Origin of the sequence: Mucilaginibacter sp. OAE612 (assembly GCF_041806395.1) — a bacterium.
GTDB lineage: Bacteria > Bacteroidota > Bacteroidia > Sphingobacteriales > Sphingobacteriaceae > Mucilaginibacter > Mucilaginibacter rubeus.
Genome location: NZ_JBGMUW010000001.1, coordinates 6122632 through 6146536, shown reverse-complemented (window position 1 = coordinate 6146536; position 23905 = coordinate 6122632). Strand labels below are relative to the sequence as shown.

At 42.7% G+C, this 23905-nt stretch carries 20 protein-coding genes; 9 read left to right on the top strand and 11 right to left on the bottom strand.

Features of this window, described 5'->3' with window-relative positions:
• Positions 1–3: 3 nt before the first annotated feature.
• Genes ABID99_RS25680 through ABID99_RS25655 form a run of 6 tightly spaced genes read left to right on the top strand, consistent with a single transcriptional unit; the run spans position 4 to position 5422 of the window.
• On the top strand, positions 4–1128 hold the full coding sequence (locus tag ABID99_RS25680; RefSeq protein WP_373615522.1) for an NAD(P)/FAD-dependent oxidoreductase: 1125 nt from the start codon (positions 4–6) through the stop codon (positions 1126–1128).
• A gap of 18 nt (positions 1129–1146) precedes the next feature.
• The gene (locus ABID99_RS25675; protein WP_176626125.1) at positions 1147–1845 is read left to right on the top strand and encodes a methyltransferase domain-containing protein; all 699 of its coding nucleotides are present in this window, start codon (positions 1147–1149) and stop codon (positions 1843–1845) included.
• A gap of 9 nt (positions 1846–1854) precedes the next feature.
• Positions 1855–2919 carry a cell wall metabolism sensor histidine kinase WalK gene (locus ABID99_RS25670; protein WP_091169237.1) on the top strand — a complete coding sequence of 355 codons (1065 nt, stop codon included), beginning with the start codon at positions 1855–1857 and terminating at the stop codon, positions 2917–2919.
• A 48-nt stretch (positions 2920–2967) separates the two neighbouring features.
• The gene (locus ABID99_RS25665) at positions 2968–3618 is read left to right on the top strand and encodes a DUF47 domain-containing protein (RefSeq protein WP_090532530.1); all 651 of its coding nucleotides are present in this window, start codon (positions 2968–2970) and stop codon (positions 3616–3618) included.
• A gap of 21 nt (positions 3619–3639) precedes the next feature.
• A complete protein-coding gene (locus ABID99_RS25660) occupies positions 3640–4650 on the top strand; it encodes an inorganic phosphate transporter (protein ID WP_090532528.1) in 1011 nt (336 codons plus the stop codon).
• A 34-nt stretch (positions 4651–4684) separates the two neighbouring features.
• The gene (locus tag ABID99_RS25655; RefSeq protein WP_373615521.1) at positions 4685–5422 is read left to right on the top strand and encodes a DUF4197 domain-containing protein; all 738 of its coding nucleotides are present in this window, start codon (positions 4685–4687) and stop codon (positions 5420–5422) included.
• 70 nt (positions 5423–5492) lie between these two features.
• Here the strand turns inward: ABID99_RS25655 and ABID99_RS25650 are convergent, their stop codons facing one another.
• The 4 genes from ABID99_RS25650 to ABID99_RS25635 form a co-directional block, all read right to left on the bottom strand.
• Positions 5493–6860 (bottom strand): carboxypeptidase-like regulatory domain-containing protein, encoded by a 1368-nt coding sequence (locus tag ABID99_RS25650; RefSeq protein WP_373615520.1) that lies wholly within the window; start codon positions 6858–6860, stop codon positions 5493–5495.
• Positions 6861–6876: 16 nt separating this feature from the next.
• Positions 6877–7446 carry an RNA polymerase sigma factor gene (locus ABID99_RS25645; RefSeq protein ID WP_373615519.1) on the bottom strand — a complete coding sequence of 190 codons (570 nt, stop codon included), beginning with the start codon at positions 7444–7446 and terminating at the stop codon, positions 6877–6879.
• A 226-nt stretch (positions 7447–7672) separates the two neighbouring features.
• Complete coding sequence (locus ABID99_RS25640) at positions 7673–9238, bottom strand: M20/M25/M40 family metallo-hydrolase (RefSeq protein WP_373615518.1); 1566 nt, start codon at positions 9236–9238, stop codon at positions 7673–7675.
• 210 nt (positions 9239–9448) lie between these two features.
• Positions 9449–9961, bottom strand: a complete 513-nt coding sequence (locus ABID99_RS25635) for a hypothetical protein (protein WP_373615517.1) — start codon at positions 9959–9961, stop codon at positions 9449–9451.
• Between the two features lie 434 nt (positions 9962–10395).
• Here ABID99_RS25635 and ABID99_RS25630 point away from each other — a divergent pair, with 434 nt between their 5' ends.
• A complete protein-coding gene (locus ABID99_RS25630; RefSeq protein WP_373615516.1) occupies positions 10396–13032 on the top strand; it encodes a sacsin N-terminal ATP-binding-like domain-containing protein in 2637 nt (878 codons plus the stop codon).
• A gap of 446 nt (positions 13033–13478) precedes the next feature.
• Here ABID99_RS25630 and infB read toward each other — a convergent pair whose 3' ends face one another.
• The 4 genes from infB to ABID99_RS25610 all read right to left on the bottom strand — a co-directional run bounded on the left by infB (position 13479) and on the right by ABID99_RS25610 (position 18899).
• Positions 13479–16583, bottom strand: coding sequence for a translation initiation factor IF-2 (gene infB / locus ABID99_RS25625; protein WP_373615515.1), 3105 nt, complete (start codon positions 16581–16583; stop codon positions 13479–13481).
• Positions 16584–16643: 60 nt separating this feature from the next.
• Positions 16644–17879, bottom strand: coding sequence for a transcription termination factor NusA (nusA, locus tag ABID99_RS25620; protein WP_090532515.1), 1236 nt, complete (start codon positions 17877–17879; stop codon positions 16644–16646).
• 3 nt (positions 17880–17882) lie between these two features.
• On the bottom strand, positions 17883–18347 hold the full coding sequence (rimP, locus tag ABID99_RS25615) for a ribosome assembly cofactor RimP (RefSeq protein ID WP_176626114.1): 465 nt from the start codon (positions 18345–18347) through the stop codon (positions 17883–17885).
• A gap of 126 nt (positions 18348–18473) precedes the next feature.
• Positions 18474–18899 carry a hypothetical protein gene (locus ABID99_RS25610; protein ID WP_176626112.1) on the bottom strand — a complete coding sequence of 142 codons (426 nt, stop codon included), beginning with the start codon at positions 18897–18899 and terminating at the stop codon, positions 18474–18476.
• 66 nt (positions 18900–18965) lie between these two features.
• Between ABID99_RS25610 and ABID99_RS25605 the strand changes: the two genes are divergently transcribed.
• Positions 18966–19571, top strand: a complete 606-nt coding sequence (locus ABID99_RS25605) for a murein L,D-transpeptidase catalytic domain-containing protein (protein WP_229701673.1) — start codon at positions 18966–18968, stop codon at positions 19569–19571.
• A gap of 33 nt (positions 19572–19604) precedes the next feature.
• Here ABID99_RS25605 and ABID99_RS25600 read toward each other — a convergent pair whose 3' ends face one another.
• From ABID99_RS25600 to ABID99_RS25590, 3 genes are all read right to left on the bottom strand, one after another.
• Positions 19605–20165: a suppressor of fused domain protein gene (locus ABID99_RS25600; RefSeq protein ID WP_090532508.1), complete on the bottom strand. Its 561-nt coding sequence runs from the start codon at positions 20163–20165 to the stop codon at positions 19605–19607.
• A 79-nt stretch (positions 20166–20244) separates the two neighbouring features.
• Complete coding sequence (locus tag ABID99_RS25595; RefSeq protein ID WP_090532507.1) at positions 20245–20826, bottom strand: hypothetical protein; 582 nt, start codon at positions 20824–20826, stop codon at positions 20245–20247.
• A 129-nt stretch (positions 20827–20955) separates the two neighbouring features.
• Positions 20956–23316 carry a prolyl oligopeptidase family serine peptidase gene (locus ABID99_RS25590; RefSeq protein WP_188833692.1) on the bottom strand — a complete coding sequence of 787 codons (2361 nt, stop codon included), beginning with the start codon at positions 23314–23316 and terminating at the stop codon, positions 20956–20958.
• Positions 23317–23386: 70 nt separating this feature from the next.
• On the opposite strand from ABID99_RS25590, the gene ABID99_RS25585 reads away from it, so the two are divergent.
• Positions 23387–23902 carry a GNAT family N-acetyltransferase gene (locus ABID99_RS25585; RefSeq protein ID WP_090532504.1) on the top strand — a complete coding sequence of 172 codons (516 nt, stop codon included), beginning with the start codon at positions 23387–23389 and terminating at the stop codon, positions 23900–23902.
• Positions 23903–23905 lie beyond the last annotated feature (3 nt).

Sequence of the window (23905 nt, the reverse complement as noted above, 5' to 3'; positions counted from 1 at the left end):
ATCATGAGCGATGTAGTTGTAATTGGCGGGGGCCTGGCCGGGTTGTTTAACGCCATATTGTTGAACCGTGCCGGTCTGAAGGTTACAGTTATTGAAAAAAAGACTTACCCCATGCACCGCGTTTGTGGCGAGTATATCTCTAACGAGGTGATCCCTTTTTTGTCTTCTTTGGGCATCAATCTTGATGAACTGAATGTTGCCCGCATCAACCGGCTCGAAGTAACAGCAACATCCGGTACCAAACTTTCGCAAAAGCTTGACCTTGGCGGCTTTGGTTTAAGCAGGTTTACTTTCGATAATTTTCTGTACCAAAAAGCCCTCGCCGAAGGAGTTGATATTTTAACCGGCACACGGGTGGAGGATATTCGTTTTGCTGGCGAAAAATTTGAAATGGTAACTCCCGGCGAAACATTAACAGCCCCGTTGGCTATCGGCGCGTTCGGTAAACGCTCCAATCTCGATCAAAAACTTAAACGACCGTTCTTTTATAAACGCAGCCCATACCTGGCCGTAAAATTCCATTTGCAGATGGATTTCCCACAGGACCTCATCCAGCTTAATAATTATAAAGACGGCTATTGTGGGGTAAGCAAAACCGATGGCGACAGGTATTGCATGTGCTATATGGCCCATCGTGATGACCTGCGCAAGTATGGTACTTTACAGGCTTTAGAAGAGAACGTGATCCGCAAAAACCCTTACCTCGATGAGATCTTTCGTAACGCCAGGTTTTTACTGGATAAACCTGAAGTGATCAACGAAATCTCCTTTGAGAAAAAAGCGCCTGTTGATAATCATATCCTGATGAGCGGAGACACCGCCGGGATGATAGCCCCACTTTGCGGTAACGGCATGACCATGGCCATTCATTCGGCCAAAATCCTTTCCGAAAAGATCATTACACACTATAAACCGGGCAGCTTTAATCCTGAAAAGCGCGCCAGCCTTGAGCAGGATTATGCCCAAAGCTGGAACAAACAGTTTGCGCAAAGGCTTTGGGTTGGCCGGCAGTTACAGCGTTTGTTTGGCAACGATAACATGACGGCCCTTACTTTAAATACGCTCAATCACCTGCCTTCTGTTGCACAATACCTGATAAGTAAAACTCACGGCCAACCATTTGTATAGTTCAGGCGTATATATTATATGCCCGATTTAAGTTACCGTACCGATATGCTGGAGATCATGGATGATTTTGATCTCCCATCAGCCGAAATAACCCCTGTGCTTGAAGGCCTGGGGAAGATGAATGCGCTATTCGGTGGCCATAAAAGCATCATCAACGCATTGAAAAAATTTGCGGTAAGTAATAATTATGCGGTAAGCGATTGGGGGTGTGGCGGGGGCGATGCCTTGATAGCTATTGCAAAATGGGCTGAAGAAAAGAAAATACACCTTAAACTAAACGGTATTGATGCAGCGCCAACGGCAGTAAATTACGCACGGCAACAGGCCTCCGGATATAAAAACATCAGCTTTACCCGGGCCGATGTTATTGACGAGGTATACCTCATTAAACCGGCCGATATAATTATATGCAGTTTGTTCACTCATCATTTTGATGATGAACGCTGGATAACGCTTATTCAAAATATGCACACATCGGCACAAAAAGGAATTATCATTACCGACCTGCACCGTCACTGGCTTTTATACCATGCCATAGTGTTTATAACCCGTGTTTTTACCCGTAATGCCATGGCCCGTAACGATGGTCCGCTTTCGGTTAAGCGCGGTTTTAAAAGGCACGAATTGTTGGCATTATTGAAAAAAGCACAAATTGATAACTTTAAATTAACATGGCGCTGGCCTTTCAGGTGGGAGTTAATCATCTATAAATCGTAGCTTTACGCTATGAATTTGCGTGTACTGGTTTTAACAACCTCGCTTGGCGTGGCAATTACGCTCTCGGCCGTTAATTTTTATTTTCAGCATAAATGGTACGATGTAATGGTTACTTTCTCGGTGGCCCTTGGTGTAAGTTACTTCGTTTTTTACTATCTCATCGAAAAATACATCTACTCCCGTATCAAGTTAATTTATAAACTGATCCATAACCTGAAATTAGGCCGCGACCTCAGGGATGCCCTTGGCGAACATGTAAGCGCCAATCCCATTGCCGATGTAGAGCAGGAGGTAAAGGAATGGGCCAAACAGAAAAAGACCGAGATAGACGAACTTCGCAAACAGGAAAAATTTCGCCGTGATTTTTTATCCAATATCTCGCACGAGTTTAAAACCCCGTTATTTGCTATCCAGGGTTACATTGAAGCCTTGCAGGATGATGATTTTGACGACAAGGAAATGGCCCGCCAGTTTTTGGAAAAAGCTTCAAAAAATGTTGACCGGCTAAGTTACCTGATCAAAGACCTTGATGAAATTTCCAAACTTGAATCGGGCGAGATGCCTATCAATTATACTAAATTCAAGATCAACGACCTGATCAAAGAGGTTTTTGAATCATTGGAGATCAAAGGCAAGCAGTACCACATCAAACTTATATTTAAGCAAAAGTATGATGAGCCTATTGTGGTGAATGCCGACAGGGAAAAAATAAGACAGGTGCTCGTGAACCTGATAGATAATTCGTTTAAGTACGGTAAAGAAGAAGGCAGCACTTCGGTAAGCCTTTTTGTACTGCACGACCAGGTTTTGGTTGAAGTTACCGACGATGGTATAGGTATTGAAGAAAAGTTTTTGCCAAGGTTATTTGAGCGTTTTTTTCGTACAGACAGCAGCCGTTCAAGGCAAATTGGTGGCTCCGGGCTGGGGCTTGCTATTGTAAAGCATATTATTGAAGCCCATCAGCAAACCATCAATGTGCGCAGTACAGAAGGGCTTGGTTCAACCTTTGGTTTTACCTTGGCAAGGGCCAAGCAAACCATTCCTTTCCCGAATTTACCTGTGTTAAAAAGTTAACAATAATTTAACATACTAACTGTACCTTTACACCAATTTCAAATCACTATGTCGCTAAACAGTATATTCCAGTATTTTGTACCCAAGGATAAAAAAATATTCTTCCCGCTGTTTGAACAAGCCGCGGCCAATGTTGTAGCTATGGCTACCATACTGGTTGAAGCAGTTAACTCAAACAACCCTGCAACCCGCGAGGATTTATATAAACAGATTGACAAGCTTGAAAACAAAGGCGATGAATATACTCACCAGATTTACCTGGAGCTTGGCAAAAACTTCATTACGCCTTTTGACCGTGAAGATATCCATGCCCTTGCAACAGCTATTGATGATGTGGCCGACTATATACAGGGTGCGGCCAACCGCATGAGCCTGTACAGGATAGATGATTTGAATGAGCATATCCGTAAGCTATCTGACCTGATACTGCAGGCCAGTGTTGATTTGGAAAAAGCTGTAAAAGAACTGAAAGACCTTAGGAATGTGCGTAATATCGCCGATTCATGCATCAGGATAAACAGTGTTGAAAACCAGGCCGATTATGTTTTTGACCGCGCTGTAGCCGACTTGTTCCTGTATGAAAAAGATGCTATCCGCCTTATCAAATACAAAGAAATATTAGCCGCTCTTGAAACCGCTACCGATATGTGCGAAGACGCAGCTAATGTTATGGAGTCAATCTTAGTTAAAAACGCTTAAGTAAATCTTACCCCCAGCTAAATGGTTACTTCCCTACTTGTAGTTATTGTTGTACTCGCCCTGTTGTTTGATTACACCAATGGCTTCCATGATGCCGCAAACTCTATAGCTACCATTGTATCTACCAAAGTATTAACACCGTTTCAGGCAGTGTTAATGGCCGCGGTATTCAACTTTGCAGCTTACTTTTTTATAAAAGATCATAAGGTTGCTAATACCGTATCTAAAATTGTATTGGAGCACTATGTTACCCTGCACGTGATCCTGGCTGGTTTGGTAGCCGCCATCACCTGGAACCTGTTTACATGGTGGTTCGGTATCCCGTCCAGCTCGTCGCATACCCTTATTGGGGGCTTTGCCGGTGCTGGTATGACTAACGCACTTTATATGGGTGCCAACGCCCTTCATGCTGTTGAAATGCAATATGTGCTTAAAATCGTTGCCTATATCGTACTTGCCCCGTTTATTGGTTTAATTATAGCTTATGTGGTAACCATTTTAATATTACACCTGTGCAAAGCTGCAAGGCCTGCCACTGCCGAGCGCTGGTTTAAACGCATGCAGTTAGTATCGTCGGCAGCTCTGAGTTTTGCTCACGGTGGTAACGATGCACAAAAAGTTATGGGGATCCTGTACGTAAGCCTTATTGCTTCAAAAGTGATAAAGCCAGGCTCAGTAATGCCGGAGTGGATCCCTTTAGCTTGTTACTCAGCTATTGCTGCAGGCACCATGTCGGGTGGTTGGAAGATCGTTAAAACCATGGGCTCAAAAATAACCAAGGTTACCCCGCTTGAAGGTGTAAGTGCCGAAACTGCTGGTGCTATCACCCTGTTTATTACCGAGCGTTTTGGGATCCCGGTTTCAACAACACATACTATCACCGGCTCAATTATAGGTGTGGGTTTAACTAAACGAGTATCGGCCGTGCGCTGGGGCGTAACCATTAACCTGGTTTGGGCCTGGATCATTACCATACCTATTTCGGCACTGATTGCCGCCGGTGTATTTGCATTATTACATTTCTTTGCCTAAACAAACCGGTAGTAATTTTGTTAGTTTTACTACTATGAAAACAAGACTACTCATTATCCCCGTCTTAATAGCTTTAATTACATTTACCAGCTGTGATACGCTAAACCAGGTAGCTAATGCCACTATTCAAAACCAGGGAACACCAACGTCGCTTGAAATAGGCAACGGTTTAAAACAGGCCCTTGAAATAGGCACAGGTAAAAGCTCGGATCAACTATCGGCAGTTAACGGATTTTTTGGCAATGCCGCTATCAAGATCCTTTTTCCGCCCGAAGCGCAAAAAGCTGAGAGAACCTTACGCGGGCTTGGCCTGAACAGCCTTTGTGATAATGTGATCCTTTCGCTTAACCGCGCAGCCGAAGACGCCGCAAAACAGGCAAAACCTATTTTTGTTGATGCTATTAAACAAATGACCCTGCAGGATGTTACCAATATTTTATTGGGCAGCCAGGATGCGGCAACACAATATTTTAAACGTACCACTACCGCGAAGCTAAGCCTGCAATTCAAACCCGTTATCCAGGGAAGCTTAAATAAAGTGAATGCTACCAAATACTATACTGATGCCGCCCAGGCCTACAATAAGGTTCCGTTTGTATCAAAGCTTAATCCTGATATCAGCGATTATGTGACCCAAAAAGCCATCGACGGCTTATTTGTAGAGATAGCCAAAGAAGAGCTTAACATTCGTCAAAATCTTGGCGCGCGTACAACGCCTTTATTGCAAAAAGTATTCGCTTTTGCTGATAGGAAAAAAACTACCGGACAATAAAATAGATAGAAAAAGAAATACAAAAAGGCTGCGTCGAATCTTATTCAACGCAGCCTTTTTATTGGGCATATTATTTTTGCTTTTGGAATTTAACCTTTACAGTAACAACTTCGGGTTTGTTGTTAGTACTGCCAACCCATGAGGGGCCGTTTTTAATAAGCTCGATAGCTTTTTGATCGGCCGCTTCACTCAGGCTTTTTTTAATGCTAAACTCATCTGTGATACCGCTCGGGAATACCGTAAATGTTACGGTCACGGTGCCGGCAGTACCATCAGGCAGTACGGCATTAGTTTGTAAATATTTTTTCAGGCTGCCCCAGCCCAGTTGCGGATGTGCCGCGGTGACACTTACCTCACCGTTGTCATCGTCTTTTTTAGTTACAACCACCTCGCTAAGGGCCCTGGAATCGGGCTTAAGCGCTACTTTAATGCTATCGCCGCGTGTGGCGTTAACCTGCCTCGGCTCATAACCAATATAAACCACATCAAGCGTAGCCTTATCCCCCGGAGAGCTTAGCGCGAATTTTCCATTAACATCAGTTACCGTGCTCCGGTTGGTGCCTTTGATCCTGATTGCCGCACCAATTAAAGGAGAGCCGTCATCTCTCGAAATAATAGTACCGGCAATGTATAATGATTGTGCAGCCACTTTATTGCTGCCAAAAATAGTTGCTGGCGAAGATGTAACGCCGTCAACCTTTCCGGGTAATTTAAATTGCAGCGGGGCTTTTGATTTAGCTACAGTAGTATTCGCTCTTAATGCTATCACATCCTGGCTTACTGTATCTTTTTTTGCAATTGGAGCTGTGTATCCTGCTACTATCCGCTCACTTAAATTGCCTTCTTCTTTCAAAACAACTTTATCTTTAGCAGCAGCGGGCGGAGTTGCCGGTTCTGCTAAAGGATTGCTGCCCACAGGAGGCGCAACATCATTCGAAGCTGTTTTATTGTCGCCAGCGGAGATTTCCTGCTGATAAAGCGCATTAGCCGATTGCTTTGCCCGTCTTGATTTTTTATTTACTGCAACTGATGGGGCCTGTATGGGCGTATTGGTATTCGCTTTTTTAACTGTATCGCCGGTCTTTACGGTATCGGCGGCAGCTACCACGGGCGGAATAGAATTTTTGTTTCCTGTTATGTTATTACTTTGCAGTTCAGCTTTAGGAGATCTGTTAAGATAAAGGCCTCCCAAACTTAATGCTATTAAAACCGAAGCCGCTATGGGCCAAACGGTCCACGGCATTACACGGCCTTTATTTTCTCCGGTACGCTGCCGCAGTCTTGAGCTAAGGTCAGCAAGGTTTAATTGTTGACTTGTCCCCATGTTGTCATATCCTTCCAATGCATCCATCAAAAAAGGGTCGTTTAGTGCCTCCATCTCCAGTTTATGCATAGCACGGGCGTCAAGCTCTCCGTTGAGATACTTCTGTATTTGCAATATATTTGCCTTTTTACTATGCACTGTTCCGTTCGAGGCAAATTTTCAAATTCCTCTTACCGTTCTGGATATAACTTTTTACCTCATTTAAAGTATATCCTGTGATCCCGGCAATTTCTTTATAACACTTCTCTTTTAAATAAAACAGGTCGATACTTTGTTTTTGTCCGCCGGTTAACCCTGCTATGCAGTGCTCCAAAGCTTTCAAAGCCTCTTCCCTGTTATTATCATCAGGATGCAAAAACGGGGTGAATTCCACAACTTCATCTAAATTAACCAACTCCATCTTTTTACCGCTTCGTAACTGCATCAAGCAATAATTGCGCCCAAGTACATACACCCAATTTCTGAACTGGTTAATCTCATGCTTTTTAACCTTATCAACCAGCTCCTCAAAAATGCCCATTACCGCATCTTTGGCCAGTTCTTCATCTTTCAGATATTTAAGGCAAACGCCATAAACAAGGGGCATATATCTTTCATATAAGCTGCCCAAAACTGTTAGGTTACCGCTTGCGCGATAATCACTAAGTAGTTCTTCGTCTGTTGATTTCCCTGGTTTTTGGGGTTTTATAAATAGGCTCATTAAACATACAAAATTAATTTATTAAAATGGTTTATGGAAATTAACTGCCTGCCGACCATTCTATTTAAGGAAAATAAGCTAATAATGAGGTGTTTTATATGGATTGGTTCATTCCTGTTATTGACCATGGATACACTAAGTCAAAGCCGGAATAACAATAGCATAAAGCATAAACAAAAAAAGCGATGCCCGGGAGCATCGCTTTTCTATAAATATCCTAACATTTTTACCTTGCCGGTTGTGGCTTTGGCAGCTCTTTGCGCGGGATCATTTCGGCGCGTTGTGCCGTATGGTAAACAAATGAAGCAATAATGGTGGCGGCCTGTTTCAGATCGTCTTCAATAAGGCGATCGTAAGTGTCCTGGTTGCTATGGTGTGTACGGGTACCATAATCTATGGCATCCTGAATAAACTGGAAGCCCGGAATGCCTACAGCATCAAACGACAGGTGGTCGGTACCGCCTGTGTTACGAATGGTAAGCGTAGTAGCGCCAAGATCTTTAAAAGGTTCAAGCCATGCTTTAAAGATAGGTGCCGCTGCCGAATCTCCCTGCAAATACACTCCGCGGATTTTGCCGGTTCCATTATCAAGGTTGTAATAGGCTGAAAGCTTTGCTTGTTCTGGCTTCAGTTCCATGGTCTTAGGATCGCCAAAATGATTGGCCACATATCCACGGGACCCAAATAAGCCCTGCTCTTCCGAACTCCATAAAGCTATGCGAATGGTGCGTTTGGGTTTAAAGTTAATCGCTTTTAAAATACGCATGGCCTCCAGCATTACTGCGCTGCCCGCAGCATTATCGGTAGCACCGGTAGCGGCATGCCATGAATCAAGGTGACCGCCAAGCATTACTACCTGGTCTTTTAGTTTTTTATCCGTCCCGGGAATTTCAGCAACTACATCATAACCCTGCAAGTCATCGGTAATGAATTGGGTTTTAATATCAGCTTCCAGTTGTACCGGCTGGCCGCCTTTTATAAGGCGCAAAATGCGCTGGTAATCTTCGCTGCTGGTTTCAAGCTCGGGTGCTACCGCTTTTGCGGTATCGGCGTATGAAGCGCCGTTGGTGGTAAACACTGTACCATCTGTACCGCGGGCCTGGCTTAACACCAAGCCAGCTTTTTCATCAACCAAAAATTGGCTTAATGCAGTCCTGAAAGCACGTAGCTTACGGAAAGCGGCCATTTGGGCTGCGTTGGGGTCCACAGCGTTCCTGCGCGGGCCGGCAGGCGTAGCTTTCGCGTTGGCCATTTCGGTAAGTTCCTCATCGGTATAACGGGCGGCATCCACTTTCCAGGTACGTTCTGTTGGTGCTTTAGTATCAAATATCACGATCTTGCCGGCCAGCTTACCTTTATATTGCTCAAGCTCTGCTGCCGAATCGGCTTTGATTATCATCACTTCGCCTTTGATTAAGCCATTTGTACCCGGTGTCCATGCTTTAGGTATGGCGATGATAGCGTGATAGTAAGGAATCGTGATAGCTGCATAGTTTTTTTGAACCTCCCAGCCTTTGCCAAATTTACCCCAGGCTTCCAATTTAGAGTTGGCCATGCCCCAGGTTTTAAGCTGATTAACAGCCCAGTTTTGGGCGCGCTTTAAGCCCGGAGAATTAGCAAGCCTTGGGCCCGAAACATCTGTAAGATAAAAAGCCGTTTCCATTACCTTTGAATGGTTAAGGCCTTCTTCCCTTATTTTTTGAACCATTGCAGCATCAACAGGCTCCTGCGCAAACGACGGTACTGCAATACCGGCCGTAATTAAACAGGAAAAGAGTAGTTTTAATTTCATATATAATAATTATAAGATCAGTTAATAACAAACCTATTTATTATAAATTAAAATCGGGAATATTATATGTTAACAAAGTTGTTACATGGGTGGGGATTACACAGGGTTTCTGGCGGGATACAGTAACTGGTTAAAGTCACGCCATTGCTCAACTTCAACCAGTTGAAAGATTCTGTGTGTAACCGGCTAAAGGCTAATTGATATTCATAATTATCGGGTATTTTTTGTTCCAACTTGCTTTCTGTCGTCTATGATCATTACAAGCTTGCCCCGTAAATCAATCGGCCCTGTTCTTGGCTCGTAAGTATGCCTAATGGTAACAGCCTGTCCGGTGTATTCAAGTATTCCTGCCTGCGGCTGTTCTACTTCTCTTTTTAACATGGCCTGGTCTGTAAGTGCTGTGGTATCCGGGTTTTCAGTATAGTTGATCAGTTTCCCGGTAAAGTAAACCATTTGACGGCCTAAGATGATATCCTTGTCAATTTTCAGGCGCTTGCCATTAACCTGTTTTTTTACAATGATAGTTAGCAAGTGATTGGGGAACCGGTTCCCGATGTACAGATACAGTAAATTGGTACGGGAATCAAAATCAATAACCCGGCACTTTACAACCACTTCTTTACCTAAGTGAGTGCTGATATCTTTAACAGCTATGGTATCTGCTTTTTGGCCAATTGCTGTAAAGCATGAGAAAAGAAGAATTGTAAGGATTGTCCATTTCATAGTGATTGTTTGTTTAGGAGAAAATTTATGACAAACTAAATTGAAAAATGTTATTATAAGATTTCAACGGCTGTTAAATGTAAAAGCCCCATTACTGACGCTTAGGATTGCTACATATACAGAACGGGTATACAACTACAGTTAAGCTGAAAGCTTAACTCATTTTAGGAGTAAGTTACGTTATCGCTAAACTTCGATCAGAGAGGTGGCCCGGTATGGACGCGTTTTAATCTTTGTAATATGGCCATTTAATTTGCGGCTTTCAGGTCGTGTATAACTTCGTTATTCTTCATGGCTATCTGATTAGATAGCCAAAGATGCGGAGCTGGGAGCTGAGGTTATCCCACGTTGGGTTCATTTTATCAATAACCTTTGAATATCTTTCAAAACCGATTATTTTCGTTGTCGATAACCCTTATCATTAATTATTTAATATGTATAACGAAGAAGAAGTACAGGAACTATTTGAAGTCGTTTTTAAATTATCCGCAAAAGATGTTAACGACAAATTGGTCAAAGTGCGGAATAGACCGGAAATAGCAAAAAGACGTTGGTTTTGGGAGTTACTACAAAACGCTAAAGATGCAGTTAAACCACATGAGAAAGTTTCTGTAAAATTGATCATTGGAAATGATAACGGACAATATTTCGCAGAGTTTCAACATAATGGTAATCCATTTCGTTATCAGGATGCCAAAAATCTGATTTTCCCTTATTCAGATAAAGGGGACGAAGAAGATTCGGATAAATCAGGCCGATTTGGTACTGGCTTTTTAGCAACCCATATATTATCGAAAGAAATTTTGGTAAAAGGAGTTTATCTAAAAGATTCGCAAGCGTTCAACTTTAGCTTTACCCTTGATCGCTCGGGTACTGACAAGCCGCAAATCGCTGACAGCATAAGTAAAACCTGGCAAATATTTAGAGAAAAACGCACTGAAATATTGAATTATCAGTATAGCCCCAGCAATTATGAAACGTCATTTAGATATAATCTCGATAAAGATGGCTTAGACCTTGCGATACAATCAATAGAGGATTTGGACGCCGCTTTACCTTTTGCATTATCTTTTATTCCGAAAGTTCAGAAGATTGAAATTTTCAATCAAATAAGCAACACCTCAATCGTTTACCATAAAATTGATTCAAATACAAAGCAACTCGCTGAAAATATAAAGCGGTTTTCTATAGAAAAAAAATCTATTAAAAACGAGCAAACAGAAGATGTTTACATAGCTTTAGTGGTATGTTCAGATGATAACGTTGATATTGCTCTGGAAGTTTATGAGCAAAGCAATCTAATTTATATAAAGGAATTTCTGGAACACCAGCCCTTATTGTTTTGTCCTTTTCCGTTGATCGGTGCAAGTGATTTTAAGTTTCCGGTAGTGATAAATAGTGTTTCTTTTTTGCCAAAAGAAGAAAGAGATGGCATTTGGCTGGCAGATACTGTGGAAGGAAAAATAAACCAGGGGCTTTTTGAAAAAGTATTGCCTTTATATAATTCCATAGTGAAATATGTTTCAACAGAGAAATGGCAAAACACACATTTACTTTTGAAACACTTAAAAGAAAATCTGCTGATTGCTGATTTTAATGCTACCTGGTTTAAAGATAGTATTCAAACTCACGCCAAAGCCTTCGTTAAATCAATTCCGCTTGTTGATGTTTCTGAAGACAAGAGGCTTGCCATTATCTTAAATGATATTTCAGTTTATTTCCCCTGGGACTTGAAAGAGAATACGCGATTGGTATTATGGGATTACATGAAAACATTATTTCCTGAAAATGTACCACCAAAAGAACAGGTAAATGATTGGTATGATGTTATTTGGGACGACTGCCCCAGAGTTACGGTCAATTCATTTACTAAGTTTATTGCGGGTTTTAAGTCGGTTGAAGCACTTCAGGAACGGATCGGTAAATCGAAAGAGGAAACTTTACTGTGGTTAAACAACTTGGTTTCATTTATAAATGTTGAAGAACCTGTTTTATTAAATGGAGCGGATAGTTCCGTACTCCCTAATCAATTTGGCTATTTCAAAAGAAAAGACGAATTATACTTGGATGATGGCACGATAGACAAGAAATTAAAAGATATCCTTGCGGACATGTCACAAATTACTCCTAAAGTATATGATTGGCGTTTGGACATGTTAGAAAAGAAAATTTTTCTTGAACTACCGGCAACGAGGACAAGGACAATAGCTTTAATAGGAACAACTATCAGTGAAGCAATAAAGGAACTGTTGAAAGAGGAAAATCCGACTAATGAACTAAGGAATGTATTTTCAAAGCTTTTAAACTGGATCAACGATAATTCAGATAAGGGAAAGGAATATTTTAAAGGTTTAAAAACAGAAACACTTTTATATAAAACTGCCAATGAAAGCAAGATCAAACATATAACTGATTTATTGCAGAAAGACAGAGATGGAGAAATATCTGTAGAACAGTTATCTGCGATAAATTCAAGCAACATCGCCTTATTGCAAGATCCCGATTTAGAATTAAAGGTAAGATTAGGCGAACAGGTATTATTAGATCAACATAAAGAGAGGGAAGAATTTATATTTAAAAAGAAAGTGGGTGATGTTTTTGAAAACGTATTTAAACAATTAATAAACCAAGATGCCAAATTACAAATCTCAAAAGTAGAAGGTGAAGAAGACTTTATAATTGTAAACAACAATACCCAAAAGAAATTTTACATTGAATTAAAATCTATAAATATAGCTGAAGATCGTGTGAGCATGACTCATAAACAGGCTAAGAAAGCACCGGCTTATCCAGGCGATTACATCCTTTGCATCATCCCTAATAACGGTGAGAGTATTGATGAGCAGTATTTTACCACTAATGCCAAATTTGACAAAACGATCGGAAATAAGTTAGCGAGAAAGGTAGCTGAAGCATTAACATTTGAAGCACCTGATATTGGCATCTCGGTAGAATTTGAGGACTTATTGCTAAATTCTTATAGTAAGTACCGCTACAAATTTTTTATACAACAAAGTATATGGGGCCAAGATAATTTCGATTCCTTTAAAGAAAAGCTTTTAGAATTTTAAATAAGTTTAATGTCAGTTATTAAGTCCTCGAACGTTACCACATTCCCTCCCCAACTGGTCGAAGGCGTGCCGTGAATCGTATGCAGTAGTAAGCAAGGGGATGTTGACAAAAAGATGGTAGTAGACCTACCACAGTCGCCGTGCAGGGGGAGGCTGTAAACCGCCTCTCGGCGCTGTTTCAGTAATGAAAAGGTGTTGAACGGAAGAGAAAAAGGCTAAAAAAGATCTCCAGCATGTTGGCGGCATTCCGCTGTCGTAGGCTGAAAGCTTTCCATATTTTAGGTTGAAACTTCAAGCTTCAACCAGTCAGGGAAGTTTAGCAATAGCGTAACTTCGACTAATTCCAGATTTATGCTTAAATTTTAAGATAATTAAAATATCCCCAACAAAAAAGGGCCTACCTGTTACAGATAAGCCCTTCAATATTATAAAGCTGATTTATTTAATTACAGCTTGCGTTTAACTTCTACGTTTTCGTATGCTTCAACAATGTCGCCTACTTCAATGTTGTTAAAGTTGTTGATGTTCAAACCGCACTCGTAGCCTGCGCTTACTTCTTTCACGTCATCTTTAAAGCGTTTCAGTGAAGCCAGTTCGCCGGTGTAGATCACCACGCCGTCACGGATGATGCGGATCTTGCTGTTACGGTTAATTTTACCATCCAATACCATACAACCTGCAATAGTACCCACTTTACTGATCTTGAAGGTTTCGCGGATCTCAACGTTAGCCACAATCTTCTCTTCAAAGGTTGGTGCAAGCATACCTTCCATTGCCGCTTTGATTTCGTTGATCGCGTCGTAGATGATAGAGTACAACCTGATATCAATCTGTTCAGCTTCGGCCAGTTTACGGGCACTACCTGAAGGGCGTACCTGGAAACCAATGATGATCGCGTCGGATGCCGATGCCAGCAATACGTCTGATTCGGAGATCTGACCTACCGCTTTCGAGATGATGTTCACCTGGATTTGCTCGGTAGACAGTTTTAGCAATGAATCTGACAAGGCCTCGATAGAACCATCCACGTCACCTTTAACAATGATGTTAAGCTCCTTGAAGTTACCAACTGCCAAACGACGGCCGATTTCATCAAGGGTGATGTGTTTTTGTGTACGTAAGCCCTGCTCACGTTGTAACTGCAGGCGTTTGTTAGCAATTTCACGTGCCTCAACTTCGCTTTCAAGCGCGTTGAACTTATCGCCCGCGGTTGGTGCGCCCTGCATACCTAATACCTGTACAGGTGTTGACGGTCCTGCTGAATCTACACGCTGTCCACGCTCGTTGGTTAACGCTTTAACACGACCGCTGTAGCAGCCTGCCAATATCGGGTCGCCTACTTTTAAGCGGCCTGCCTGTACAAGGATGGTGGTAACAATACCACGGCCTTTATCTAAAGCTGCTTCAATAACGGTACCTACGGCACGTTTGTTAGGGTTAGCTTTCAATTCGAGCAATTCGGCTTCAAGCAATACTTTTTCCAATAACAAGTCAACATTTAAGCCGGTTTTGGCCGAAATTTCCTGCGACTGGTATTTACCGCCCCACTCTTCAACCAAAATATTCATGGCCGATAATTGTTCCCTTACCTTATCGGCATTGGCACCCGGCTTATCAATTTTGTTAAAGGCGAAGATGATTGGTGCACCTGCAGCCTGCGCGTGGTTTATGGCCTCGCGGGTTTGCGGCATCACGCTGTCATCGGCAGCTATCACTATAATTACGATATCTGTAACCTGTGCACCCCTTGCACGCATCGCGGTAAACGCTTCGTGACCCGGTGTATCCAGGAAGGTGATCTTTCCTTTATTGTCAGGCAATGTTACTTCGTAAGCACCAATGTGCTGGGTTATACCACCCGCTTCGCCGCCTATTACGTTGGTTTTACGTATAAAGTCGAGCAATGAGGTTTTACCATGGTCAACGTGGCCCATGATGGTTACGATTGGTGCACGTGTCACCAAATCGGCCGGATCATCAACCTGGTCAAGGTTGGCTTCTTCATCCTGCGGCTTCACAAATTCAACCTGGTAGCCAAACTCATCGGCCACAATTGAAAGTGTTTCGGCATCAAGCCTTTGGTTAATGGAAACGAACATACCCAGGCTCATACAGGTAGATATAATCTGGGTTACAGATACATCCATCATACTTGCCAGCTCATTTGCCGTTACGAACTCGGTAACCTTCAATACTTTTGATTGAAGTTCCTGTTCCATTGCCAGCTCTTCGGCACTTGCAGCAACATCATCACGTTTTTGACGACGGAATTTAGCACGCTGTGCAAACTTGCCCGACTTACCTGCTCCACTTAAGCGCGCAAGCGTAGCCTTGATCTGGTCTTGTATGTCTTTTTCTGAAGGTTCTTCCTTCGGTCCTGTATGTTGAGGCGGATTATTGCGGTTGTTCCTGAAATCCGGGCGGTTACCACCGCCATGACCTCCCTGGCCCTGACCTGGCCCGCTGTTTCCGGGTGCTCCATGTGTACGGTTCCTGAAATCCGGGCGGTTAGGATTAATGGTACCACCACCGCTGGGCTGTTGACCTTGTTGCGGGTGATTGCCACCACCGCCCTGCTGGCCATGCGGATGGTTACCGCCGCCTTGCTGCGGGTTGCCCTGGTTATCTTTACGCTTACGTTTGCGTTTGTGATCGGCCGAGTTATTATTTGAATTTGATGATGAAGCTACCGGGTTGCGTTTTGGCGCGTTAACCGGCAACTGGATCTTCCCAATAATGTTTGGCCCTGTTAAACGCTCGGCTTTAGCACGGATCACGTCTGGCTCCTGGCTGTCATCAGCTACTGGTGCAGCCGGAGTTTCGGGAGCAGCCGGAGGTGTTGCAACCGGTGCTTTTTCAGCAACAGGCGCTTTAGGCTCTTCAGCTTTGGGTGCTTCGGCAACCGGAGCTGCCGGTTTTGGCGTTTCAACCTTTGGTGGTTCGGGCACAACCGGGGCTACCGGCTGTGGCGCTTCAACTTTTGGCTCGGCAGGTGCCGGAGCCGGTGTTGGCGCAGGTGCCTGTGCAACTGGCTCGGGTTGTTTAACAACTACTTCCGCTGGTTTTTCCGCAGGCTTCTCCGCCTGTGGCTTAGCATTCAGGTTGTTAAGGTCAATTTTTCCAACCACCTTAACACCAGGTAATACGTCATTGCGCTCATCAGAACGTGCAGGAGCTTGCGCTGCCGGAGCAGGCTCGGCCGGTTTTGGTTTTTCAACCTGCGGCTGTGCAAAGTGCCCTGTATTCTTGATCAGTATCTCTTCGTTCTCAAAATCGCGCGAACGGCGGTTCTCAACCGGCTTTTCAGGAAACTGTGCAGCAGGCTCTTCTTTCCTTATCTTTCCGATACTGATCTGCTTAGCTTCCTCCTTAATACTTTTGTCAACAGCAAATTCCTTTAACAGGGCATTGTACATGTCATTATCCAGCTTGGCCATAGGATGCTTGTCAACCTTGTATCCTTTGGTAGCTAAATAATCGACAAGGGTACCCATGCCAATGTTCAGTTCTTTTACTGCTTTAATTAATTTTATGGATTTGTCTTCTGACATTTAATATTACTTTCTCTGCTTATTTAGTGCAAAAATACGATTTTAATTTGCTTATTCCGCTTATTCAAACTCCGCATTCAATATTGATAGCACTTCTTTTACTGTTTCTTCCTCTAAATCGGTACGTTTTACCAATTCACCAACGGTTAAGGCCAGTACTGATTTTGCTGTATCTAAACCAATACGTTTAAATTCATCAATGATCCAGCCTTCAATCTCGTCTGAAAATTCTTCGATGTCCACATCTTCGTCATGCTCATCAGCCTCACGGTAAACATCAATTTCGTAGCCTGTCAATTTTCCTGCCAGCTTAATGTTGTGCCCGCCACGACCGATAGCTAATGATACCTGGTCGGGTTTTAAATACACAGCAGCTGTTTTTTTCTCATCATCTAATTTAATAGAAGTGATTTTGGCAGGCGACAATGCACGTTGAATATATAGCTGAACGTTGTTGGTAAAGTTAATAACGTCGATATTTTCATTTTTTAACTCACGTACTATACCGTGGATTCGAGAACCTTTCATACCTACGCAGGCACCAACCGGATCGATACGGTCGTCATATGATTCAACGGCAACTTTAGCACGCTCGCCCGGTTCGCGTACAATCTTCTTGATGGTAATTAAGCCATCAAAAATTTCCGGCACTTCAAGCTCAAACAAGCGCTGTAAAAACTCAGGCGCTGTACGCGAAATGATGATCTTAGGGTTGCTGTTCAGCATATCTACCTTTGATACAACAGCTTTAACGCTATCGCCCTTTTTAAAGTAATCGGCCGGGATCTGCTCTGTTTTTGGCAGTAACAGCTCGTTGCCTTCATCATCAAGAACTAAAGTTTCTTTTTTCCAAACCTGGTAAACCTCGCCTGTAACAATTTCACCTACGCGGTCTTTATATTTTTTGAAGATCTCGTCTTTCTCTAATTCCAGAATTTTTGATACCAGCGTTTGGCGGGCGGCTAAAATAGCACGGCGGCCAAAGCTTTCTAAAGTGATCTGTTCAATATAGTCATCACCAACTTCAAGGTCGGCGTCATACAGGTGTGCTTCGGCAAGTTCTATCTCCAGGTCATCATCTTCGCTAAAGCCATCTTCCATAACTTTACGTGTACGCCAGATCTCTAAGTCACCGTTGTCGGTGTTCACAATTACGTCGCAATTTTCGTCCGTACCGTACTTTTTCCTGATCATGCTTCTGAAAACGTCTTCCAGTACGCTCATCATGGTAGGGCGGTCAATGTTCTTGAAATCTTTAAATTCCTGAAAAGAATCAATTAAATTAATATTGCTCATTTTTTACTTAAATGATATTAAAACCTTTGTTTCTGTTATTTGGTCCATTGGGATAACGCTTTCTATAACCTGCGCTTTTTTCCCTTTTTCTTTTACTTTTTCTTCAATGGTGATGGCATCCTCTGTAAGGCCGGTTAATGTGCCTTCGCGTTTAGCCCCATCTTTCATTTTAATGCCGAGGTTACGGCCAACATTTTTGGCGTATTGCCTTGGCGACGACAGCGGATAATCAATACCCGGCGATGAAACCTCCAGGTTATAAGCGGTTTCAATCACGTTTTCCTCTTCCAGATGGAAGCCGACATGCCTGCTTACCTGTACACATTCATCAATACCGATACCGTTATCGCCATCAAGCAGAATGATCAGCTTCCCGTTCGGGTGCATTTTAATATCCACTATAAACAGGTTCGGCTTGTCTGCTATCTTCTCTTCTACCAGTTCTTTTACCCTTTTTTCAATATTCATTACCCACCGGTGTTTTTGACAGAATAATTTTGATTGATAAAATAAAAGAGGGGACTAATTGCCCCCTCTTTTATTAACGGTTGCAAATATAATCAAAAATATTAAATTTTCAAGCATATAGGTAGTTTATTGCTTAAAAATCAAATCTGTATAGTGCAAGGTACCGGGTTTGCTGCGGCTTTTTATCAAATCGGTCAGCGTACCGCCGGCACTGAAATCATAGTAACGAAAAAAATACGTTTGCTGTGTGCTAAAGGCCGTATCGGGTGTAAAAACAACTACATTGTTATGAACGGCATAACGCCCCGGCTGTGCGGGCTGCAGGTTTCGCATAGAGGTATCGGCAGGCATGCGGTAAACAGCCATCAGCGTTTCCCAGGCTGTCGCCGATGAGTCACGGCTGATCTCGTTAATGATGGCCGGATCGAAACCGGTTATCTGCAATGCTTTTCCGTTATTAACTGTCTTAATGGTTACCGGCATTTTGGTTGATTTTTCGGCACAACTGAATAAAAACAACAGCAGGAGTAACAGAGGCAAAAGTTTTTTCATTTCACAAGATAGGTTTATTGTAATAAAAAGCAGATATTTCTGTTTACAACACAAAACCTGACACAATTGAAACTGAGATTTTTATTCCCGCTTTTCTCAATATTTTTTTGCTGTATTAAAACATACGCGGATGCACCTCGGGCAGACCTTAACCGTGTTAAAGAAAAAGCCAAACAAAGCCTGGCGTTTTGCCGGCAACGTGGCTACAACACCCGCTATTGTATTTTAATTGATATGGCCCTGCCATCGGGTGTTAAACGTTTTATGGTATGGGATTTCAGGAAAAACGATGTGCTGGTTTCCGGACTGGTGAGCCATGGCTGCGGCCGTAACCCCTGGAGTGGTGAATGGTCGAAAGACAAACCTGCGTTCAGTAACCTAGATGGCAGCCATTGTACTGCTCCCGGTAAGTATCAAATAGATGGGCGGGCCTACAGCGCCTGGGGAATCCACGTAAAGTATTACCTCACCGGATTGGAAGCAACCAATAATAACGCTTTAGCAAGGCAGATCGTTTTTCATTCATGGGAACAGGTAGCCGAAACTGAAGTTTACCCTAAAGGGACACCAGAAGGCTGGGGCTGTCCGGCTATATCAAATAATACCATGAAAATTGTAGATGCTTTGTTGAAGAAACAAAAGAAGCATGTGTTGATGTGGATATATCAATAACATAATTTGCGACCGAGGGACACGGTCGCGGGGTTAAATTACACTCCTCCTTTCACTGTCAATATAATTAAACTGGCTTTCTTCTAATTTTTCTTCTAAAGCGTCCAGCCCATTTTGCATTTTATAGTTCCGTTCTCGTAATGTTATAGGGATAAGCCAATAAAAAAATATTGTTTTATGGTTATTGCCAGGATCAAACAATTCAAGATCAGGTCCATCTAAATAAGGTAAAGAAATTAAACCGTAGCTGCACTCTGAATTTTCCTGCCATGGCCTTCCAAAATTAACCGTATGCCCTAAATTGAGATTTTGATTAACATTATGGAAATAAACTACACTTGTTAACAATTCTAAAATAGAACTATCCTGAATGGCGGAAAATAAATGTAGTTCGACAGGTTTTTCATGCGAAAATGTAGACATGCCACATGTTGCGTAAGTCCACATTTTCCTCTTGACAGTTGGTTTAAATTCTAAAATTGTAAGCGGATTATCAAGTTCATTGATAGGCCCCGTTGTCCATATCTTCTCTTCATAATTGCTTCCCCAATTTGATATATAATGCTCTTTTATCAGTTTGTTGTAAATGCTCATCTTGTAACCCCATTATACTTATAATGAATTTAGGTTATTTATTGTATTGTACTTGTTTTCAGACGAATGCAGAATAAGGCTACTTTATAATAGTTTTTACAAATCCGTACATAGATATTGTATCGGAGTATTTGCTTTCCAACAAATGCGACGCGGCGATCTGAAAAGAAAACTTGCCCCTCAAAAGCTCACCCTTTACGTAGGTGTCTTTATCAAGAACAACGTTTTTATCTATCACTTTAAAAACAGGTTTTTTGTATGAGCTATCAGTAATTGAAAAAGTTTGATTGTATTTGGCTTCAAATACACCTGGTGATTTAACAAATTTCAATTCATAGCGGCCATCAGAAAAAGGAGTGTCCGTCAATTGAAAAACAAGAGCATTTTTATCGAGCGTCACTTCGCAATTTCTGAAATATTGCCTGACTTTACCTTCAATAACTGTCGTTTCTGATGTGTAATTACGTTTTGTTGTATCTTTCGTTTGCCTGCTAATTACATAGTTGAAATGTTCTTCTTTAAAAAAAGGCTCATCATAAAGTTTGCTTGAATAGTTTTTCGCTGGATACAAAGTTGGTGTTTTTACCAATTTTGATTGTTTTTGTATTGGCTGTGAACAGGAAAAAAGAAACAGTGCGAGTAAAATGGATGCCTTTTTCATAAATGATTGATTTTTTAGCTTATAACTCGGCTTAACTTGCGGCGTTTGGATATATAACCGCCCGGTACAGGATCCGATTGGCGCGTCACCTCCCTCGCTTGTCCCCCTTTGCAGCTCTTCTTAATTACCCTACTTTTTCAACGTGCTCTCAAATAACTTATAAATGCGTTTATACTCGTCGGCCCAACTGCTGGGTTGTTCAAAGCCGTGGTCTTCTACGGGGTACGAGGCAAGCTCCCAATTTTCTTTGTGCAGCTCTATCAGTTTTTGAGTTAGGCGAATGATATCCTGGTAGTTCACATTCTGATCTATCATGCCATGGAGCATCAGCAGGTTGCCTTTTAAGCCGTTGGCAAAATAAATAGGCGAACTTTTACGGTAAGCCTGTTCATCGGTGAAAGGTTCATTGAGGATATTTGAAGTATATTCATGGTTATAATGCGCCCAGTCGGTAACGGAGCGTATGGCGCCGCCTGCAGCAAAAACATCCGGTTCGGTAAACATACCCATAAGCGTAATGAAGCCACCGTATGAGCCGCCGTATAAACCGACATGCTTCGGGTTAACGCCATATTTTTCAACCAGCAATTTTACGCCATCAACCTGGTCGGTGAGGTCCTTGCCGCCCATATGGCGATAGATCCCTGTTCGGAAATCCCGGCCATAACCCGCGCTTGCGGTATAGTCGATATCTAAAACGGTGTATCCGTTATCGGCCAGCATATTGTTAAACATAAATTCGCGGAAATAGTAACTCCATGAATAGGTAACGTTTTGCAGGTATCCCGCTCCGTGGACAAAAACCACAGCGGGTTTTGCAGGATCTTGCTTTTTAGGCTGATACAGGCGTGCGTAAACATCAGCGCCATAACGGTTTTTAAAAGTGATGATCTCCGGGTCGCGCCAGGGGTACGACAGGTATTCGGCCGAAACGGAGTTGGTTATTTTTACCGCCTTTGCACCGGGTTTATTGGCCTGGATATATAATTCCCAGGGCCTGTTTGAATAAGAGTAGCGAATAGCCAGCCACTTTTCATCAGGCGAAAGTGTTACCTCGTTGCCGCCCTTCATGCCGGTAATTTTAACGGGGATGCCGCCGCTAACCGGGATCCTGTAAAAATGGATAATGCCCGGGTGATCGATATTGGCGGTAAAATAAAACGTCTTTTTATCCTGGCTTAGCTGCAAAGTCTGCACTTCCCATTTGCCGCTGGTGAGTTGTTTTTTGGCGCCGCTGGTTACATCAACCACATAAATATGCGAGTAACCGCTTGCTTCGCTCTGGTAATAAAAATGGTTATCATCAATAAAACCTGCATTTCCGGGATCATCAATGCCGGGGCCGCCAATCCAGGCCTCATCTCGCTGACGGTCAAGCAGGCTTAGTTTACCGCTTACCGGGTCTAAGCGCATGATCCAGCAGTCTTTATTATCCTGTGCTGAGATAATGACCACGGCATTGCCGCCGCTTTGATTCCATAAAACGCCATCGATATTTACCTGCCTGTCGGCGTTTTCCTTTTGACGGGCTTTTAATTCATCGGGATAATCTTTTAAATAGTCGGGCAGGTCTTTAATGCCGGGGATCTCTGATGTAATAACCGGGTAAACTGCTTCCCGGCGTTTATCGTAAATAAAAGTCTCTGATGTTGACGATGGCCGGCCTACCTTTGAACGGTTCGGAATATCCTCGGTGAAACCCGATGCGGTAACATAATTAGGTACAATCGCGTTTTGAACGCCATCGGCGCGTTTGGTAAGGCGATAGGTGATAAACCTGCCATCCGGACTGATCTGTACAGCGCTCAGTCTTTTATCGCCATAGGCAATCTCTTTCAGCTTGTCGGACTTAAGCAATGCTGTTTCTGTTGAATCTTTTTTATCGTCTTTTGCTTCCTTTTTGATGATCTCAAACAACTCAAGCTGTTGTTTTTTGAGCCATTGTTCCTGCTCGCCGGGTTTATCCTTACTTTTTTTATCGCTTGCTGTCCGTACAAAATTGGTGAGCTGTACCAGGGTGCCGCCATTCAGGTTCAGGGCAAAGAGATTATTATCTTCTTTGTAAATGATCTTTGTTTCATCACCGCTGAAAACAGGGCTGTCTTCCTGCGCTACGGTATTTGTTAGCCGGGTGGTTTTGTTGGCTTTTACATCGTATAAAAATAAATCGCCGTTTTTACTGAATACCTTTTGGCTATGCTTTTTGTTCCATTCGCCGTAACCGGCTGCCAGATCGCGCTGCTCGGCAATGCTAACTTTTTGTACCTTGTTGTCGCCGGGGCTAACTGAATATAACCGGGTATTGCCCGAAGCATCATCATCCCATTTAAAATAGATCTTTTTATTATCGTTAGCCCAACGGATATTGGAGGGTGAAACCCCGATCCATTTAGGGTCGCGCATAATTTTTTCGATGCTAAGGGTATCCAGCTTTTGGGCAAAGGCGCCCGTTGCCGGGATCAGGAACAATAAGCCTAACAGTTTTTTCATATCTCAATAAAGCATGCAATTTAACAGTTTGGCTAATGATTGTTATTTTTAAGCATTTTATTGTTACAAAATGGAACTACAGGGCAACGGATTTTTATTGAGGGCGTGGCAACAGGGCGATGAAGCATCACTTCAAAAGCATGCGGATAACCCTAAAGTATCGGCTTTTTTGCGCGACAGGTTCCCGTATCCTTATACTATGGAGGATGCGCTATTTTGGGTAAACCTGGCCCAAAATCAGCAACCTTTAACCAACTTTGCCATAGTAGTTAACGGTGAAGCCTGCGGCGGCATTGGTGTTGAACTTTTTACCGACGAAAGCCGCATAACCGCCGAAATAGGCTATTGGCTTGGTGAAGAACATTGGGGAAAGGGCTTAGCAACCGAGGCTGTAAAACTGGTAACCACTTATGCTTTTGAACATTTTTCGCTATTGCGCTTAGAAGCCGGTGTGTATAATAGAAACACGGCATCCATACGGGTGCTCGAAAAAGCAGGCTATATTCAAGAGGCCGTACTACGAAGGTCAATTATTAAAAATGGCGAGGTGATGGATAAATATATGTATGCTATTTTTAAGGATTAACAA